We start from the raw sequence: 17,077 nt of genomic DNA on the forward strand, positions 1-17,077 counted from the left end.
GCATGACGACCAAGGTCCGCTATCAACTGTTCCTACCCGAGCCGCTCAGTGCCCGTCTCGTCGAGGAAGCAAACCGGCCAGGTGTCACCAAGTCGGCTATCCTGGCCCACGCACTGACGGTCTGGCTCGACAGGCGGGTGACGAAGGAACTCGACGATCGCTTCGCTCGGCGGCTTGATCGCATCGCCGAACTGCTCGAGCGCCTCCTGCGCGACAGTCACATCGAGCTTGAAACGCTGGCGCTCTTCATCCGCTATGAGCTGGCGATCAATCCGCCGCTCGCGGAAAACGACGCTGCAGGCCGCGCGGCGGCATCGCTGCGCTTTGATGCATTCCTGTCCCAGGTTGCCCGGGAAGTAGGGCGGGGCAAGCGCACGCTCGATCACGAGGGCGGGCGATGAGCGGCGAAGAAACCGCTGCCCGTCGCCGCGCGATGCTGCGCACTGCCATGGGCCCGGCAATCGAGGCGGCGCTCAGCGATCCGCGCGTCGTAGAAATCATGGTCAATCCCGACGGCACGCTCCGTGTCGATGTGCTCGGCGAGGGCAGGGTGGATACCGATGTCCGGATCGGGGCCGAACAGGTCGAGCGCATCATCCGTCTGGTCGCCAGTCATGCGCGTGCTGAAGTCCATGCAGACAGCCCGATCGTCTCGGCGGAACTGCCACCGCACGGAGAAGGAGCTGGCGAGCGCTTCGAGGGAGTCTTGCCGCCGGTTTCGCTGGCGCCTTGCTTCTCCATCCGCAAGCCGGCCGCGCGCATCCATTCGCTCGCGGACTACGTGGCGGACGGCATCATGACGTCGGAGGCGGCAGACATGCTTCGCGCCGCCGTATTGGATCGTCGCAACGTGCTCGTCGTCGGTGGCACCAGCTCGGGCAAAACCACGCTCGCCAATGCGCTGCTTGCCGAGATGGCAGCGCTTGATGAACGGGTGGTGCTGATCGAGGACACGCGCGAACTGCAAAGCCCGGCGCCCGATACGGTCGCGCTGCGCACCCGGCAGGGCGTCGCCACCATAGCCGACCTCGTCCGCTCGACCCTGCGGCTACGCCCCGATCGCATCATCATCGGGGAAGTGCGCGGGCCTGAGGCCCTCGACATGCTCAAGGCCTGGAACACCGGCCATCCCGGCGGGATCGCCACGATCCATGCCAACGGCGCATCGGCCGCGCTTCACCGGCTCGAAGGGCTCGTGCAGGAGGCGGTTGTGACGGTGCCGCACCACCTCATTGCCGAGGCCATCGACCTCATCGTCGTCATCTCCGGGCGAGGTCTTGGTCGCCGGATTTCGGCCATCGCCAGCCTCGACGGTTTCGACGCGGCAAGCGGCGAATACCGCCTGCACGAGCTCTGCTTCCCGTCCGTCCGCTTCCCTTCCACCAAGCAAGGAGAATGACCTCATGAAGACGCTACGACTTCGCCGGCTCGAACTGCGCCCCGAACCACGAACTGCATTACTCGCGGCGGCGGCAATGACAGCCTCGCTCACCGTTTCCGCACAGACTTGGGCCGCAGGATCGGGGATGCCCTGGGAACAGCCGCTCGAGCAGATCCTCGAATCCGTGCAGGGTCCGGTCGCCAAGATCGTCGCGGTCATCATCATCATCGTGACCGGCCTGACCTTGGCCTTCGGCGAGACCGCAGGCGGCTTCCGCCGGCTGATCCAGATCGTTTTCGGGCTCTCGATCGCCTTTGCCGCCTCGAGCTTCTTCCTCTCGTTCTTCAGCTTCGGCGGCGGAGCGCTGATCGCATGATTGCGGCCGGCCAGCACATCGAGGGCTTCGAGGTCCCGATCCATGTCAGCCTTGGCGTTCCGATCCTCCTCGGCGGTGCGCCGCGCGGGATCGCGATCCTCAACGGCACACTCGCCATGGCCGTCGGCCTCGGGCTCCAGCAGTGGCTGGCCGGCCTCTTCATCTGGGCGGCGGGACACAGCCTCGCCGTGCTCGCCGCCCGGCGCGATCCCGACTTCGCGCCCGTCCTTCTTCGCCACTTGCGCCAGAAAGGATATCTCGCGTGCTGAACCTCGCCGAATATCGCAGCAAGGCCGGGCGCCTTGCCGACCATCTGCCCTGGGCCGCGCTGGTCGCGCCGGGCGTCGTCCTCAACAAGGACGGCAGCTTCCTGCGCGTCCTCGAATTCCGCGGGCCCGATCTCGAATCCGCCACCGAGGCCGAACTGGTCTCGATCTCGGCGCGCGCCAACAATGTCTTGCGCCGGTTCGGATCAGGCTGGGCGCTGTTCTTCGAGGCCGAGCGGCGCGAAGCCGCGAGCTATCCCGATGATCCGTTTCCCGACGCAGCAAGCTGGCTCGTCGACCGCGAACGCCGCGCGGCTTTCCTTGCGGAGGGCAAGCACTACGAAAGCGGCTACTACCTGACGCTGACCTGGCTTCCTCCCGCCGACAGCGAGGATGCTGCCGGCAGGCGATTGGTCGAGCGCGCCGACGACGAGAAGGGCCGCGACTGGCGGACTTCGCTCGCCGGCTTCATCGGCGAGACCGATCGGGCGCTTGATCTGTTTGCGGGCTTCATGCCCGAGATCCGCGCGCTGGATAGCAAGGAACTGCTGACCTATCTGCACACGACAATCTCGGATCGCCGCCATCCCGTGCATGTGCCCGAAACCCCGATGTATCTCGATGGGCTTCTCGTCGACACCCCGCTGGTCGGCGGGCTTGAGCCGATGCTAGGCGATCGGCACATCCGCACGATCTCGGTGCTCGGATTTCCCAACGTCAGCCGGCCGGGCATTCTCGATGCACTCAACCACCAGGATTTCGCCTATCGGTGGGTCACGCGTTTCATCGCGCTCGACAAGGCCGAGGCGACCAAGGTCCTGACCAGCCTGCGCCGGCAGTGGTTCAACAAGCGCAAGTCGCTGACCGCGATGCTGCGCGAGGTGATGTACAACACGCCGGCGCAGCTCCTCGACAGCGATGCCGACAACAAGGTCGCCGATGCCGATCTCGCGCTCCAGGCCCTCGGCGGCGATCATGTCGCATTCGGCTATCTGACAACCACGATCACCATCAGTGATAGGACACGCAGTGCGGTCGAGGCCAAGATGCGCCAGGTTGAACGCGTGCTCGGCGGACTCGGTTTCACGACGATCCGCGAGCGGGTCAATGCGGTTGAAGCCTGGCTCTCCTCCATCCCGGGGCACGTCTACGCCAATGTCCGCCAGCCGCTGGTGCATACGCTGAACCTCGCCCACCTGATGCCGCTCTCGGCGGTCTGGGCAGGGCCCGTCCGCAACGACCACCTTGATGGCTCGGTGCTGATCCATGCCAAGACCTCGGGATCGACACCATTCCGGCTCTCGACCCACGTCGGTGACGTCGGGCATATGTTCGTCGCCGGGCCAACCGGGGCAGGCAAGTCGGTGCTCCTGGCGCTCATGATCCTGCAGTTCCGCCGTTATCCCGGCGCCCAGATCTACATCTTCGACAAGGGGCTCTCGGCGCGGGCCGCGGTGCTGGCCTGCGGCGGCGCGCATCACGCCTTTGGACTAGGCGGAGAGACCGGCTCGCTGGCGTTCCAGCCTCTGCGCGACATCGACGATCCGGCGCAGCGCGCTTGGGCTGCGGAATGGATTGCCGCGATCCTCGCGCAGGAGAACGTGACCGTGACCCCGGAGGTGAAGGATCAGGTCTGGCTGGCTCTGGGAAGCCTTGCCAGCGCGCCGCCGGCCGAGCGGACGATCACGGGCCTCACGCTCCTGCTGCAGTCGAAAGCGCTGCGCACCGCGCTTGGGCCCTACACGATCGACGGGCCTTACGGCGGCCTGCTCGATGCCTCGGAGAGCACCCTCCATCTCGCCGACCTCCAGTGCTTCGAGACCGAGGCGCTGATGGGGCACGGTTCGGTGGTCGGACCGGTGCTGACCTACCTGTTCCACCGGCTCGAGGAACGCTTCGACGGCCGCCCGACTTTGCTGGTACTCGACGAGGCCTGGATATTCCTCGACCATCCGCTCTTCGCCGCGCGCATCCGCGAGTGGCTCAAGGTCCTGCGCAAGCGCAATGTCTCGGTGTTGTTCGCCACGCAGAGCCTCGCCGACATTGCCGGATCACCGATTGCCCCGGCACTGATCGAGAGCTGCCCGCAGCGCATTCTGCTACCCAACGACCGCGCAGTCGAGCCGCAGAGCCGCGAGATCTACGAGCGCTTCGGGCTCAGCGAGCGGCAGATCGAGCTCATCGCCCGCTCGACGCCCAAGCGGCACTACTACCTGCAATCCGCCCGCGGCAACCGGCTGTTCGAATTGGGGCTGGGCGATGTGGCACTGGCGCTCTGCGGCAGTTCCGATCCGGCAACGCAGGCCCGGATCGACGGGCTGCTTGCCGAGCACGGTCAGGGCGAATTCTTCGCGCACTTTCTCGCCGGAACGCGAGCTGCCTGGGCAGCCGATCTGATCGGAACCTATCCCGGCAATCGGGCGTGGCGCCCCTGATCCCAACCTTCCCGTGATCCCAATTTCAAGGAGAATGGCGATGAAGAACTCGTCTAGCCCGTGTCCGGCAAAGCCGCGTCACAAATTTGGAGCGGGCATCGCAGTGTTGGCGCTCGTTACCGGCAGCGCCTTTGTTCTCGATGCAATGGTTGCCAGTCCGCCCGCTCATGCACTGGTGGTCTACGATCCGGCCAACTATGCGCAGAACGTGCTGACGGCGGCACGGGCGCTGCAGCAGGTCAACAACCAGATCAAGTCGCTGCAGAACGAGGCGCAGAGCCTCGCCAATGAAGCGAAGAACCTCTCGACGGTGAGTTTCCCCGAGCTCCAGGCGCTGACCCAGACGCTCCAGAAGATCGACACGCTGATGGGGCAGGCCCAGAACATCCAGTTCAAGGTTGCGAGCGCCGACCAGCAGTTCAGCAAGCTCTATCCCGACGCCTTCAGCCAATCGCTGAAACTCGATGATCAGGTGACGGCGGCGCGCTCGCGCCTCGACACCCAGGTGGCAGCCTATCGCCAGACAGTGACGATGCAGGCCCAGATCGCCGAGAACGTCGAGGCTGATGCGACGACGATGAACGCATTGGTGCAGCGTAGCCAGGGTGCCGAGGGCACATTGCAGGCACTTCAGGTCACCAACCAACTGCTCGCGCTGACGGCGAAGCAGCAGTTCCAGATCCAGCAAATGCTGGCCGCCCAGTTCCGCGCGCAGGCCGTGAGCGACGCCAATAGCGCTCAGGCCGAGAGCGAAGCAGACGCGGCGACCCGGAAGTTCCTGGGTACCGGCTCGGCCTACACGCCGAACTAGGCCGCCGCTTTCCTTTCCCGACAGCGGCGGCGGATCGCCTCTCCTGCCGCCGCGCCCGCGGGGCACGCGTTCCACCCCCGGCCGTGCCCCGCGGGCACCCACCACCTTAGTGCTGCGCTGAGCGCGTTATCGCGCGTCTGGCGCACTCGCCCAGACAGGATGACCGCACGTGGACGACCTCAACATCATCGATCAGTTCATGACCGCCTTCATCCACTATATCGACAGCGGCTTCGGTCTGCTCGGCGGCGATGTGCGGTTCCTGACCGCAACGCTGATCGCGATCGATGTGACGCTGGCCGGCCTGTTCTGGTCGCTTGGGGGCGAGGATAATGTCCTCGCCAAGTTCATCCGCAAGGTCCTCTACGTCGGCGCCTTCGCCTTCATCATCAACAGCTTCTCGACGCTCGCCGACATCATCTTTCATTCCTTCGCGCAGGCCGGGATCACGGCAGGCGGGGGATCGCTCACCGCGGATGATCTGCTTCGTCCTGGACGTCTCGCCGGAACTGGCTTCTCGGCAGCATGGCCGCTCCTTGAGCAGGCGTCGAAGCTTCTCGGCTTCACCAGCTTCTTCAAAAATTTCCTGACGATCGCAGTGCTGCTGATCGCGTGGCTGCTGGTGATCCTCGCCTTCTTCATCCTCGCTGTGCAGATGTTCGTCTGCATCATCGAGTTCAAGCTGGTTGGACTCGCCGGCTTCATCCTGGTGCCTTTCGCGCTGTGGAACCGCACGAGTTTCCTTGCCGAGCGCGTCCTGGGGCACGTTGTGAGCTCTGGCATCAAGGTCATGGTGCTCGCCGTCATTGTCGGCATCGGCTCGAACTTCTTCGATCAGTTCACCCAGGCGCTTCAGGGGCAGGAGCCCGACATCGGACAGGCCATGAGCCTGGTGCTCGCTAGCCTCGCGCTCTTCGGTCTCGGCATCTTTGCGCCATCGGTCGCAAGCGGCCTCGCATCGGGTGCTCCGCAGCTGGGAGCGGGTGCGGCTGCAGGTACAGCGCTTGGTGCAGGCGGCATCGCCATGCTGGCAGGGGGAGGGGCGGTTGCCGGCGCACGTCTCGCCGGTACGGCGCTGGGCGGCATTCGTGCCGGGACTTCGATGGGCAGCAGCGCGGCGGCCGCAAGTTCGGCCAGCCATGGCGGCGGGGCTTATGCAGGCTCGACGACAGGTCCTTCGACGTCATCTGGCGCGGCGGGTCATAACACAGGTCCTTCGGTACCTGGGATATCTACGTCCCGGTCAACTCCCGGCAGCGCTGCACGATCGTCGCAATCCGATAGTTCGACATCTTCTCCGTCCGCCCCGGAGACGGCCACCAGCACTGAAGGCAGAGAAGGGGCGCCTGCTTGGGCCAAGACCATGCGCGCCGAGCAGACCGCTCGTCATCGCCGCGACGTCGCCATCCACGCCGTCCAGCAGGGCGACCGCGGCGGCGGATCCACCACTCCCGACATCAGCGAAAGGAACGACTGACCCATGCGCTTCAAACGCAGCGTCCAGCTCTATGGACGGACACCGCTTCCCGAGACGCCCTTCCAACGCGCCGCACAGCTTTGGGACGAGCGGATCGGCTCCGCCCGCGTCCAGGCGCGCAGCTGGCGGATCATGGCCTTCGGCTGCCTCGGACTATCCTGCAGCATGGCAGGAGGCCTCATCTGGCAGTCGTTGCAGAGCCGGGTGGTTCCCTATGTCGTTGCGGTCGACAGGCTGGGTGAGCCGCGCGCGGTCAGCGAGGCGGAGGCTGGCTATCAGCCCACGGATCCACAGATCGCCTGGGCCCTGTCCAAGTTCATCGGACACGTGCGCGGCATCTCGCTCGATCCCGTCATCATGCGTGAGGGTTGGCTCGAGGCCTACGACTTCTCGACCCAGCGCGGCAGCCGGTTCCTCAGCGAATATGCCCGGGCCTCGGGTGCGCTGACGGGGCTCGGAGAGCGGACTGTCTCGGTCCAGGTCACCAGCGTGGTGCGGGCCTCGGACAAGAGCTTCCAGATCAAGTGGATCGAAAACGCATTCGAGCGCGGTAGTGCTGCGGGGGCCAGTCATTGGACCGCGATCCTGACCATCGTTCAGCAGGCGCCGCTGGGCAGCGAAACACTGCGCAAGAACCCGCTCGGGATCTACGTCGATGCCATCGACTGGAGCCGTGAGCTGGAGGCGCCGGCAGCGCCCGCCACTGCTCCGCTCGGGAGCACAGACGGCGCCGCAGTCGCGGCACCGGCCACGCCCGCACTCCGCGATCCCAATCCTGAAAAAGCCAAGGAGGTTCTGCCATGAAGACTTCGCTGCTGGCTGCGGCCGCTTTTGCCGTGGGCGTCCATTCGGCAGGTACGCCGGCGTCCGCGAAAATATTGACCGGTGCGCTGGAGCCCGCCAGCGCCGAGCCGTCCCCCAGTTCCTGGGTCAACGCGAGGCAGGTCTACCTCTGGTCCGACGGCACCGTCTACCATGCCTATACTCAGCCGGGCATGATCACCGATATCGCGCTGCAGGCGGGTGAGGGCCTGATTGCGGTCGCTGCCGGCGACACCGCGCGCTGGGTCATCGGCGATACTTCGAGCGGGAGCGGCGAGGACAAGCGCACGCATGTTCTGGTGAAACCGTTCAGCACCGGGCTCGCGACCAACCTCGTCATCACCACCGATCGGCGCACCTATCATCTGCTCCTCACCAGTCGGCCCGACGCCGGCATGTCTGCGCTCTCATGGAATTATCCGCTCGACGAACTGGTCGCGGTCAACGCAGCGCAAGCGGCCGCCGAGGCAGTGAAGCCGGTCGCGGCGGGGCTGGGCGTGGAGCAGCTCTACTTTGGTTACGCAATCACCGGCGACACACCGGCCTGGCGACCCGTCCGTGCCTTCGATGACGGCCGGCAGACCTTCATCGAATTCCCCACCACGATCGGCGTCGATGAAGCCCCGCCTCTGTTCCTGATCGGGCCAGACGGGGCGGCCGAACTGGTGAATTACCGCATGAAAGGCCGCTTCTACGTGGTCGATCGGATCTTCAATGTCGCTGAGCTTCGGCTCGGAACGAAGAAGCAACAGGTCGTGCGGATCACGCGCGGCGGCGAGGGGAGGGCACGGCGATGAGCGATGAGCTGGGAGAAGCAGAGGCCCTGCAGGTTCCGGACCCCATGGCGATTGCGTCCGAGATGGGGGCTGAGGCTACCAGCAGCCCGGCGCCATCGCCGAAGGTCGATCCTGAGACGCTGGCTATTCGCGCTCGTACGCCGCGCGTCACGCGCTTTCGCAAGGAAGTGGTCATCGGCGGGACCGCTCTGGCTGCGATCGCTTTGATTGGCGTGGCGTGGATCGCGCTCAAGCCACGGATCGCCGGGCACATTATGACTGATAGCGCAATGTCCCAGCCCGATCGGAAGCCTTCGGACGATGCGCTGGCTGGGCTGCCCAAAAGCTATGGGGACGTGCCCAAACTTGGCCCGCCACTTCCTGGCGACCTGGGGCGGCCGATCCTGAACGCGCAGCAGCGACAAATGGCAGCCGATGGCATGGCGCCGGTTGGCGCTCCCGGAATTACCGACGCGCGGCAGCGGCAGGCAGCCGAACTCAAAGCAGCCAGGCAATCCTCGCTCCTCGTACAGGGGCCGCGCTCGGCTGGCGCGGCCGCTACAGCTTCACCGACAGTCCCAAACACTCCAATCGACGTAGGACAGGCGGGCTCAACCTCGACTGAGGAGGATCGCAAGAGCCAATTTGCCGAGAAGCTTGATGAACGGGGCGACGTAAACCCGCACAGTCTGGCGGCTCCAGCTTCCCCCTATATGCTGATGGCCGGTAGCGTCATTGCCGCTAGCTTGGTCACCGGCGTGAACTCCGATGTTCCGGGGATGGTTGTCGCGCAGGTTACGCAGAATGTGTTCGACAGTGCCACCGGCCAAATCCTGCTCATTCCGCAGGGCGCAAGGCTGGTCGGTAAATACGACAGCGTGGTGGCCTATGGACAGAGCCGGGCGCTCGTCATCTGGCAGCGATTGGTGATGCCCGACGGAAGATCGATGCGGCTAGACAATATGCCGGCGGCAGATCCCTCTGGATATGCGGGGCTCGCTGATCGGGTTAACACCCACACCGCGAGATTGCTCAAGGGCGTGGCAATCGCAACGCTTCTGGGTGTCGGCACACAGCTATCGATCACCGGCGAGAGCGATCTGGTGCAGGCGATCCGAGAGTCCGCCCAGACCAATGTCTCCCGGGCTGGGGATCAGATTACCCAGCGCAATCTAGAGGTTCAGCCCACCATCGAGATACGGCCAGGCGCGCCTGTACGGCTTGTGGTGCGGCGAGACCTGGTCCTGGTGCCATGGAGAGGAGAGGACGGGCGATGAACACGATCAAGCTGGCGAAGCTCCCGGACAAGACGCCGGTGAAGCTTGCAGTATTGGTGACGCCGGATCTCCATCAGAGCCTGCAGGATTACGCGGCCGCCTATGCGTCGACTTATGGGATGCAGGTTCCGGTGCCGGAACTCATACCGGCGATCTTGAGCGCATTTTTGGACGCGGATCGCGGATTTCAACAGCAGAAGAAGAAGGGCAAGTGATGATGGATCGAGATTTCGACACCCGCGCTCCTTCCGCCGGGATGGAGCAGATCAGTGTCGGAATTTCCGACGCCGTTCGGTTGACAAGACTGAGCAGAACAAGAATCTACCAACTGATCTCCGATGGCGATTTGGAAGTGGCCAAGGTCGGTAGAGCCACCGTTGTCATCGCTTCAAGTTTACGTAATCTTGTCGCTTCAAATCGAATACAACGTGCCTTGCACGATGATTGAAGCCTGCTAAATCGAACTTTCGGCTAGTCTCGTTCCGGGCGGGAAATGGCCAGGATGCCCCACATTCATCATATGACTTTCTAGGACCGTAGCGGCCGTAGCGTCGGGCGATCTGGTGAATCCGCTACCAACACTTGATCGGGCGAAGCGGTCATTCATTCAGCTCGCCCGAATCCAACGGCAGTTATTTTGAACGCGAGCCAGCTCTCAGCGTTGCGGGCAGCACGCGATCAACTCGAGCAAGGCCGAATGGCTGTAGTTGCGCGTGCCCTAGTGAGCGTCATGATGCGGTTCCAGCTCATTGACGCACCAGTCCACCAATGTCCGGATTTCGTTGTGGGCGCCTGAAATTCCGATCGCGGTTTCCAACCCAAGCAAGTTGCCGATGTAGTTGATCACCATCATCACGGCGGCGGCAGGCAGATCCGTCGTCCCTTGCCCTGGAACCGCAAGCGATGGGACGACCTGATTGAGGCTGGACCTGCGAAATTCCTCACCAAAGCGAACCGTCTCCGCACGTACCACGTCGTTGTGGTTCGACATCGCCATGAATTCGATGTTGAGCACGGCATCGTGTGAATTCGAATTCGCCGCCCAGAAGGCGTGCAGCGGCCGGTCCGAGCGCAGGGCCTGATCCATGACATGTCGGTAACGATCGATGTGCCGGCGGTAGGTGGCGAGCACCAGCTCATCCATATTCTCGAAATAATAGAAGACGAGCTGGTGCTTCAGGCCAGCGCGCTCGGCAACGCGCCGCGCGGTCAGCGCGGCATAGCCATCTTGGCGCATGACGGCTTCCACCGCATCCATGAGCGACGCTCTTGTTGCAGAAGATTCGGCGCCGATCCGTCGGTTTATCGCCATTTTCCCTTATCTCCGATCCGATGCGCATTCTTGGCCACGTCAAAATCAAGAACGCAACACCGCTTACAGATTGACAAGACCATTACTGCTAATCAAATGGTCAGCAATGCTAAGCAACTGGTCAGCATGGGCCCAGGCACCGGCGACCGAGGAGAGAGCGTGACTGCGAGCATCCACGAACTGTCGCTGACGAACCTGCCGATCGAGGATCGCGCGTTCGGTGCCGATCCCGAGCCGTGGTTCGCCCAAGCGCGCGAGCAGCATCCGTGGCTCGCGAAGTTCACGCACGGCTATATCGTTCACGGGCACCGCGAGATTCGCGACCTCATGCAGATGGACGACCAGCTGCATATCGCCACCGACGACGTTGTGGAGATCATGGGCGCCACCGACACACCGTGGGGCGATTTCATGAAGGCGCTGCTCATCGCCCGCCACGGCGCCGACCACAAGCGCATGCGCGATGCGCTCAAGCCTTTCTTCAAGCCGCGCCGGATCGCCGATCACGTCGATCTCATCCGCGAGGTGGTGACGACGCTGCTCGATGACTGGGCGCTCAAGGGAGAATTCGATTTCACCGAATTCGCCTCCAACTTTCCGGTGGCGGTGATGTTCGGCCTGATCGGCGCCGACCTTGCCGATCTTCCCAAGATCAAGTGGGCGTTGGAGGTGCAAGGGCTCAGCTATAGTCTCGATCGCTCGCTGCTGCCCGAGATGGAAAAGGCCCATGCCATGATGATGGCATTCAATTCCGATCTGGTTGCCAAGCGCCGCGCCAGCGGCGAGCTTCGCGACGACCTCTTGCAGGAACTGATCCGGGCCGAGGATGCCGGCGTGCTATCGCACCAGGAGGTCTGCGAGCAGCTCTTCTTCCTATTCGCGGCGGGTTACGACACTTCCAAGAACCAGCTAGGCATGACCGCGCTGCTTCTGTTTCAGCAACCCGGTCTCTGGGAGCGCTGCGCGCGTGACCGGGACTTCTGCACGCTCGCAATTGAGGAGGGGCTGCGCCATTCGAGCCCCAGCAGTCCGCCGAGGATCGCGCTCGAGGACATCGTCTACCAGGATGTGCTGATCCCCAAGGGCACGCATCTGATGTTCCTGCTCAATATCTCGGGGCGCGATCCGCGAGCCTTCGACCACCCGATGCAATACCGCCCGGGGCGAGAAGCGGCAAAGCATCACCTCGCCTTCGGCAAGGGGGCGCACATCTGCCTAGGCCTTCATCTCGCGCGGTTCCAGCTGGAAGAAGGCCTTCACCTGATCGCCCAGCGGCTCAAGAATCCGCAGCTGGCCGGCGAGCCGACTTGGCGGCGTTTTCCCGGAGTATGGGGGCTGGAGACACTGCCGATCCGCTTCACTCCGGCCACAGCCGACGCCGGCCTCGACCCTGAAGCGCGTTGACGCTGTTCCAGCTCTGCCTCAGGCCGGATCGGTGCCGAGGCGCTGGGAACCGGCCGCGGCAAGACGTTCACATTTTGGATCAGGGGCAAAGGGTCAATCCTCGCCTTTCCACTCACCAGGCCGAAGTGCTGGTAGGCCGTATAATGAAACTGTATTGCAAATAGCGGGAACTTCAGTACCCAGTCGACAGGAGAGTGTCAGGAGAGTGTCAGGAGAGGAAACGCGGGTGCGCAAGAGAGGCATCAAGTCGATATTCTATGCGCTTGCAACAACCCTGGCATCGACCGGCGTGGCCGAGGCTGCTCCACGTGAGGTTACGCCGTTACCGGACGGCTGGCGCTTCATCCAGTCAGATCCTGAAGGCGCCGAAACGCCAACGCTGGATGATGCAGCCTGGCAGGTTGTCTCCGTTCCGCATGACTGGGCCATTGCGGGCCCGTTCGACCCCAATGCCAAGGCCGCAGGAGAGAATGGCTTTCTGCCCAGCGGAGTTGCCTGGTATCGCAAGAGGCTGGACCTGACGCCGCAGCCGGGACGGCGCTATTTCATCGAATTTGACGGCATCATGGAGCGCAGTGGCGTCTGGGTGAACGGCCATCATATCGGCTATCGCCCGATGGGCTATGTCAGCCAGCGCTATGACATGACGCGCCATCTGCGCACGGACGGCCACAATGTGATCGCCGTCCGCGCCGATACCTCCGCCGCGCCCTCGTCACGCTGGTACACCGGATCGGGCATCTATCGGCACGTCCGCCTGATCGAGACAGACGATGTCCATATCCCGCAAGGCGGCGCCTATCTGCGGGCGACAGCGATCAGCGACGATCGAGCGACAATCGCGGTCACCACGGATGTGCAAAATGACACCGCCGCCGCCACCGACGTGAAGATCGAACTCCGGCTGACCGATCCGGATGGGCGCGAAGTCGCGCACACGGTGTCGCCGGCCACCAGCATCGCGGCCGGACGGACCACGATCCTGCCGGTCGAAGTTGCACTGCCTCGCCCGCGCCGCTGGGATGTAAACGACCCGGCGCTCTATCGTGCCTCCGTTCGCGTGCTGGCCGCCAACGGCACGCTGCTTGACAATGAGGATGTCCGGTTCGGCGTGCGCGAAGCCCGGTTCGATCCGGCGACCGGCTTCTGGCTGAACGGCCGCAACTTCAAGCTGAAGGGCGTGGCGCTTCATCACGATGGCGGCGCGGTGGGAGCCGCCGTCCCGCTGGCCGTCTGGCGCCAGCGGCTGACCACGCTCAAGGCGCAAGGCGTCAACGCAGTCCGCACCGCGCACAATGTCCCCAGCCCCGAATTTCTCGACCTGGCCGACGAGTTGGGGCTGATCGTAATGGACGAACTGTTCGACCAATGGAATGTCGCCAAGACGCCGGAAGATTATCACCTTTTCTTCGGCGATTGGCACAAGCGCGACACGCTGGACATGGTGCGCAGAGACCGCAACCATCCCAGCATAGTGTTGTGGAGCGCGGGCAACGAAATCCATGACACCGCCTATCCGGTCCAGGCCAAGGCCGCGCTGCGCAGCATCCTGGACATCGTCCATGCCGCCGATCCGTCACGGCCGGTAACGATGGCGCTGTTCCGGCCGAACGTGACCAAGGATTACGACAACGGGCTGGCCGACATGTTGGACGTGGTCGGCCAGAATTACCGCGAGAATGAACTGATCGCGGCGAGCAAGCAGAACCCGAAACGCAGCATCATCGGCACCGAAAATGCGCTTAACCGCAGCAACTGGGTGCCGGTGCGCGACTATGCGCCCTTTTCGGGCATGTTCCTGTGGACCGGCGTCGATTATCTGGGCGAGGCAAACCGATCCGGCTGGCCCAATATCCAGAATCCGGCCGGACTCCTCGATCGCACCGGGCGCCAGAAGATCAGCGGGATGGAGCGCGAAAGCTGGTGGTCGGATCGACCCGTGGTCCATGTCGTGCGCAATGCCGATCCTGCTGCGGCTGGCCCGTCGACCGATGGCGCGGGCGGTCCGAACCAGCCCGTCCTGCCGACCATGATCGCCGTGGCGACGCCCAAGCCCAAGGTTGCCTTGTTCGACGACTGGACGCCGCAGGACCGCAGTCCGCACGAAGAGACGATCGAGGTTTATAGCAATTGCCGACAGGTCGAGGCCTTCCTCAATGGTCGCTCGCTGGGTACGCTGCCGATCGACGCGGATGCCTCTCCTCGGCGCTGGGCCGTGCGCTATGTGCCGGGGGAGGTGCGCGCCACCTGCCGCGATCCCGGTAGCGAGACCGTTTCAGACAGCCTGCGAACGGCGGGGAAACCCGTCCGCATCGAATTGAAGCCGGATACGCCGACCGTCGGCTCCGCATTCGACGACATGGTCTATGTCCGCGCGCGGGTGGTTGATGCGAACGGCGTCACCGTGCCTTCCGCGAACAATCGCCTGCATTTCGCGGTCAAGGGCACCGGGCAGTTGATCGCGACCGACAATGGATCCTCGGTCGATCATACCCCTTTCCCTTCGCCCGACCGCGCAGCGCAGGACGGTCTCGCCGTCGCCCTGGTGCGGGGAACGGGCAAGGGCCATTTCACCGTCACCGCCACGGCCGAGGGGCTGAAGGAAGGCACCGTGGATCTGAGAGCGACAAAGTGACAGCGCGTGTTCGCACGGCGGGGCGGGTGTTCGGCACCATGGCCGGACCAACTGGACGGTCAGCCTTACGGAGATTTAACCCAGAACCGCTTTGGCGGCGTGCGCCGCTGTTGCTGACATGGCGTGGTGCGATACGTTATCGGTCATGCAGATACGCCAATTGGGACTTGTTGGGTTGGGCCCACCCGCTCTTGCCGTAGCCTTATTCGTTGCCTCTTATGCGGTATATCCCGGCACGGGCGGAAGTGACGTTCAGCCAATGCCGCAACGCGGCCGGTCAAGCATCCTTCATCTCGTCAACAAAGGCCCAAGCCTCCGCTTCCATGATCGGTTCGAATTGAACCTCGAACAGAAAGTTGAGCTCGGAACAGGTATCGGCATGCCAGATCGGCCGTCGATTCACTGCAATTTTCAGGTAGAGATTATCGGTAATTCGGGCAGACGCTCCGTTGTGACCTTTGATCGCCTCCGCCATGCCGGAGAATATGACGCCGGTCATACCGCGTTCTTTGTGTCCGATTTATTCTATGTTTCAGCAGGCCATAGCGCGGCCGTGGTTTCGAATTTGGGTTGCAGCCCCGGCATTCCTGATCCCAAGGGTCTGCTTTCAATTGAACCGGTGGGCGAACACCTGATGTTGCCGATTGCGGCAGACCTACTCCGTGACCTTGGCTGGGCGACTGCCGTTTGGGCGCTGTTCTTGGCTGCAAAGCGGTTTTCGGTAAGGCGAAAAATAGCACTGCTATAACCGCTCTCCCGCCAGAACGCCCGCTTCCAAGCGTGACCAAAAATTCGATCGGGACGCGACAAAGAGGTGAATAGCTGCATGGCGGCGGATTGCCTCGCGGCGTCTGACCTGCCGGGCGAGCGGTCTGTCTGGAAGCAGTTGCAAGCCCGTTGCGCTCGGCTAGTTTCGAAAACTAACCAAGGAAGAGCACGATGACGCTGACCAATCGCGAAATGCGGAGCCGTATCGATCAGGACGGAACCTTGGCGCTTTCGCTGGAAAGTGTCGCTCTCGGTGAGCCGGGAGACGACGAAGTGATCGTACGGATAGAAGCGGCTCCCATCAATCCCAGCGATCTCGGCCTTCTGCTCGGCCCGGCCGATATCACCACCTTGGAGCCCGCAGATCGCGGCAGCCTTCGTTTACAAGTGCCGGAGAGTCGCCTTCCCAGCGTGAGCGGAAGGATCGGTCAGTCGTTGCCGATTGGCAACGAAGGCGCCGGGACAGTGATCGCCGCCGGCCGTAATGCCAAGGCTCTGGAGGGAAAGCTTGTCGGCATGATCGGCGGGGGAATGTACGCCGACTATCGCCGGATCGCCGCGCGCGATGTCGTCGTGCTTCCGGAAGGTGCCAGCGCCGCTGACGGCGCGGCTATGTTCGTGAATCCGTTGACGGCTCTCGGCTTTGTCGAGACGGCCCACCGGGAAGGTCACAAAGCCATGGTCCACACTGCCGCCGCCTCGAACCTTGGCCAAATGCTCCAGAAGATCTGCCTTGCGGACGGAATTGCGCTCGTCAATGTGGTGCGCTCCCCGGAGCAGGCACAGATCCTGCGCGATATCGGCGCGCAGCATGTCGTCAATAGCCGGGACGAGGACTTCACCGCGGAGCTCACCGCTGCGATCCGGGAAACCGGCGCAACGATCGCCTTCGATGCCATTGGCGGCGGCGCATTGGGCAGCGACATCCTGAGCGCGATGGAACGCGCCGCGGTGGATAATTCGAGCAGCTATAGTCGCTATGGCTCGGACACGTTCAAGCAGCTCTACATCTATGGCGCGCTCGACCTTGCACCGACGACACTCAACCGCATGACGTTCGGCTTTCAATGGTCTGCCGGCGGCTGGCTGCTCTTTCCGTTCCTGCAAAAGGCGGGGGCGGACGTCGCTGCCCGGCTGCGAGCGCGCGTATTGGCCGAACTCACGACGACGTTCGCCAGCCGGTATACCCAGGTCATCGGCCTGGCGCAGGCGTTGCAACCGGACGTCCTGTGCCGCTACGAGCGCAAGGCAACCGGAGAGAAGTTCCTTATAGATCCACGGCTTGGGTGAACGGCGGCTTCGCGCTCTGGAACGGAATCTTCGTCCACTTTTCGTCT

Annotated in this window: 17 protein-coding genes; 15 read left to right on the forward strand and 2 right to left on the reverse strand. The window is 63.5% G+C overall.

Annotated features, from left to right (window positions below; all coding sequences use genetic code 11):
• The first annotated feature begins 2 nt into the window (after nucleotides 1-2).
• The 12 genes from AC1VVK_RS19740 (at nucleotide 3) to AC1VVK_RS19795 (ending at nucleotide 10,069) form a co-directional block, all read left to right on the forward strand.
• Nucleotides 3-401 carry a CopG family transcriptional regulator gene (locus AC1VVK_RS19740; protein ID WP_482906452.1) on the forward strand — a complete coding sequence of 133 codons (399 nt, stop codon included), beginning with the start codon at nucleotides 3-5 and terminating at the stop codon, nucleotides 399-401.
• Nucleotides 398-1,399, forward strand: coding sequence for a P-type conjugative transfer ATPase TrbB (trbB, locus tag AC1VVK_RS19745; RefSeq protein WP_482906453.1), 1,002 nt, complete (start codon nucleotides 398-400; stop codon nucleotides 1,397-1,399). Before AC1VVK_RS19740 ends, trbB begins: the two co-directional genes overlap by 4 nt.
• 4 nt (nucleotides 1,400-1,403) lie before the next feature.
• Nucleotides 1,404-1,757 (forward strand): TrbC/VirB2 family type IV secretion system protein, encoded by a 354-nt coding sequence (locus tag AC1VVK_RS19750; protein ID WP_482906454.1) that lies wholly within the window; start codon nucleotides 1,404-1,406, stop codon nucleotides 1,755-1,757.
• Nucleotides 1,754-2,026, forward strand: coding sequence for a VirB3 family type IV secretion system protein (locus AC1VVK_RS19755; RefSeq protein ID WP_482906455.1), 273 nt, complete (start codon nucleotides 1,754-1,756; stop codon nucleotides 2,024-2,026). Before AC1VVK_RS19750 ends, AC1VVK_RS19755 begins: the two co-directional genes overlap by 4 nt.
• Nucleotides 2,020-4,458 (forward strand): conjugal transfer protein TrbE, encoded by a 2,439-nt coding sequence (gene trbE, locus AC1VVK_RS19760; protein ID WP_482906456.1) that lies wholly within the window; start codon nucleotides 2,020-2,022, stop codon nucleotides 4,456-4,458. The genes AC1VVK_RS19755 and trbE overlap by 7 nt, the downstream gene beginning before the upstream one ends.
• 40 nt (nucleotides 4,459-4,498) lie before the next feature.
• A complete protein-coding gene (gene trbJ, locus AC1VVK_RS19765) occupies nucleotides 4,499-5,269 on the forward strand; it encodes a P-type conjugative transfer protein TrbJ (protein WP_482906457.1) in 771 nt (256 codons plus the stop codon).
• A gap of 169 nt (nucleotides 5,270-5,438) precedes the next feature.
• Nucleotides 5,439-6,746: a P-type conjugative transfer protein TrbL gene (trbL, locus tag AC1VVK_RS19770; protein WP_482906458.1), complete on the forward strand. Its 1,308-nt coding sequence runs from the start codon at nucleotides 5,439-5,441 to the stop codon at nucleotides 6,744-6,746.
• A gap of 3 nt (nucleotides 6,747-6,749) precedes the next feature.
• Nucleotides 6,750-7,550 (forward strand): conjugal transfer protein TrbF, encoded by an 801-nt coding sequence (gene trbF, locus AC1VVK_RS19775; protein WP_482906459.1) that lies wholly within the window; start codon nucleotides 6,750-6,752, stop codon nucleotides 7,548-7,550.
• Nucleotides 7,547-8,365, forward strand: coding sequence for a P-type conjugative transfer protein TrbG (trbG, locus tag AC1VVK_RS19780; protein WP_482906460.1), 819 nt, complete (start codon nucleotides 7,547-7,549; stop codon nucleotides 8,363-8,365). Before trbF ends, trbG begins: the two co-directional genes overlap by 4 nt.
• Nucleotides 8,362-9,621: a TraB/TrbI/VirB10 family type IV secretion system protein gene (locus AC1VVK_RS19785; protein ID WP_482906461.1), complete on the forward strand. Its 1,260-nt coding sequence runs from the start codon at nucleotides 8,362-8,364 to the stop codon at nucleotides 9,619-9,621. Before trbG ends, AC1VVK_RS19785 begins: the two co-directional genes overlap by 4 nt.
• A complete protein-coding gene (locus AC1VVK_RS19790; protein ID WP_482906462.1) occupies nucleotides 9,618-9,836 on the forward strand; it encodes a DUF2274 domain-containing protein in 219 nt (72 codons plus the stop codon). Before AC1VVK_RS19785 ends, AC1VVK_RS19790 begins: the two co-directional genes overlap by 4 nt.
• Nucleotides 9,836-10,069: a helix-turn-helix domain-containing protein gene (locus AC1VVK_RS19795; protein WP_482906747.1), complete on the forward strand. Its 234-nt coding sequence runs from the start codon at nucleotides 9,836-9,838 to the stop codon at nucleotides 10,067-10,069. Before AC1VVK_RS19790 ends, AC1VVK_RS19795 begins: the two co-directional genes overlap by 1 nt.
• Nucleotides 10,070-10,339: 270 nt before the next feature.
• Here AC1VVK_RS19795 and AC1VVK_RS19800 read toward each other — a convergent pair whose 3' ends face one another.
• Entirely contained in the window at nucleotides 10,340-10,879 is a 540-nt protein-coding gene (locus tag AC1VVK_RS19800) for a TetR/AcrR family transcriptional regulator (protein WP_482906463.1), read from the reverse strand.
• Between the two features lie 84 nt (nucleotides 10,880-10,963).
• On the opposite strand from AC1VVK_RS19800, the gene AC1VVK_RS19805 reads away from it, so the two are divergent.
• Entirely contained in the window at nucleotides 10,964-12,337 is a 1,374-nt protein-coding gene (locus AC1VVK_RS19805) for a cytochrome P450 (protein ID WP_482906464.1), read from the forward strand.
• A 226-nt stretch (nucleotides 12,338-12,563) separates the two neighbouring features.
• The gene (locus AC1VVK_RS19810; protein ID WP_482906465.1) at nucleotides 12,564-14,972 is read left to right on the forward strand and encodes a glycoside hydrolase family 2 TIM barrel-domain containing protein; all 2,409 of its coding nucleotides are present in this window, start codon (nucleotides 12,564-12,566) and stop codon (nucleotides 14,970-14,972) included.
• A gap of 277 nt (nucleotides 14,973-15,249) precedes the next feature.
• On the opposite strand, the gene AC1VVK_RS19815 is transcribed toward AC1VVK_RS19810, so the two are convergent.
• Entirely contained in the window at nucleotides 15,250-15,471 is a 222-nt protein-coding gene (locus AC1VVK_RS19815) for a hypothetical protein (RefSeq protein ID WP_482906466.1), read from the reverse strand.
• A gap of 440 nt (nucleotides 15,472-15,911) precedes the next feature.
• On the opposite strand from AC1VVK_RS19815, the gene AC1VVK_RS19820 reads away from it, so the two are divergent.
• Complete coding sequence (locus AC1VVK_RS19820) at nucleotides 15,912-17,030, forward strand: zinc-binding dehydrogenase (RefSeq protein WP_482906467.1); 1,119 nt, start codon at nucleotides 15,912-15,914, stop codon at nucleotides 17,028-17,030.
• Nucleotides 17,031-17,077 lie beyond the last annotated feature (47 nt).

Source organism: Novosphingobium sp. BL-S-32, from assembly GCF_056857055.1.

What these genes read in the sequence shown, in the direction of transcription:
- AC1VVK_RS19740 (WP_482906452.1), top strand. Translation starts at nt 3, where the DNA reads ATGACGACCAAGGTCCGCTATCAACTGTTCCTACCCGAGCCGCTCAGT.
- trbB (WP_482906453.1), top strand. Translation starts at nt 398, where the DNA reads ATGAGCGGCGAAGAAACCGCTGCCCGTCGCCGCGCGATGCTGCGCACT.
- AC1VVK_RS19750 (WP_482906454.1), top strand. Translation starts at nt 1,404, where the DNA reads ATGAAGACGCTACGACTTCGCCGGCTCGAACTGCGCCCCGAACCACGA.
- AC1VVK_RS19755 (WP_482906455.1), top strand. Translation starts at nt 1,754, where the DNA reads ATGATTGCGGCCGGCCAGCACATCGAGGGCTTCGAGGTCCCGATCCAT.
- trbJ (WP_482906457.1), top strand. Translation starts at nt 4,499, where the DNA reads ATGAAGAACTCGTCTAGCCCGTGTCCGGCAAAGCCGCGTCACAAATTT.
- trbF (WP_482906459.1), top strand. Translation starts at nt 6,750, where the DNA reads ATGCGCTTCAAACGCAGCGTCCAGCTCTATGGACGGACACCGCTTCCC.
- trbG (WP_482906460.1), top strand. Translation starts at nt 7,547, where the DNA reads ATGAAGACTTCGCTGCTGGCTGCGGCCGCTTTTGCCGTGGGCGTCCAT.
- AC1VVK_RS19785 (WP_482906461.1), top strand. Translation starts at nt 8,362, where the DNA reads ATGAGCGATGAGCTGGGAGAAGCAGAGGCCCTGCAGGTTCCGGACCCC.
- AC1VVK_RS19790 (WP_482906462.1), top strand. Translation starts at nt 9,618, where the DNA reads ATGAACACGATCAAGCTGGCGAAGCTCCCGGACAAGACGCCGGTGAAG.
- AC1VVK_RS19795 (WP_482906747.1), top strand. Translation starts at nt 9,836, where the DNA reads ATGATGGATCGAGATTTCGACACCCGCGCTCCTTCCGCCGGGATGGAG.
- AC1VVK_RS19800 (WP_482906463.1), bottom strand. Translation starts at nt 10,879, where the DNA reads ATGGATGCGGTGGAAGCCGTCATGCGCCAAGATGGCTATGCCGCGCTG.
- AC1VVK_RS19815 (WP_482906466.1), bottom strand. Translation starts at nt 15,471, where the DNA reads ATGACCGGCGTCATATTCTCCGGCATGGCGGAGGCGATCAAAGGTCAC.
- AC1VVK_RS19820 (WP_482906467.1), top strand. Translation starts at nt 15,912, where the DNA reads ATGACGCTGACCAATCGCGAAATGCGGAGCCGTATCGATCAGGACGGA.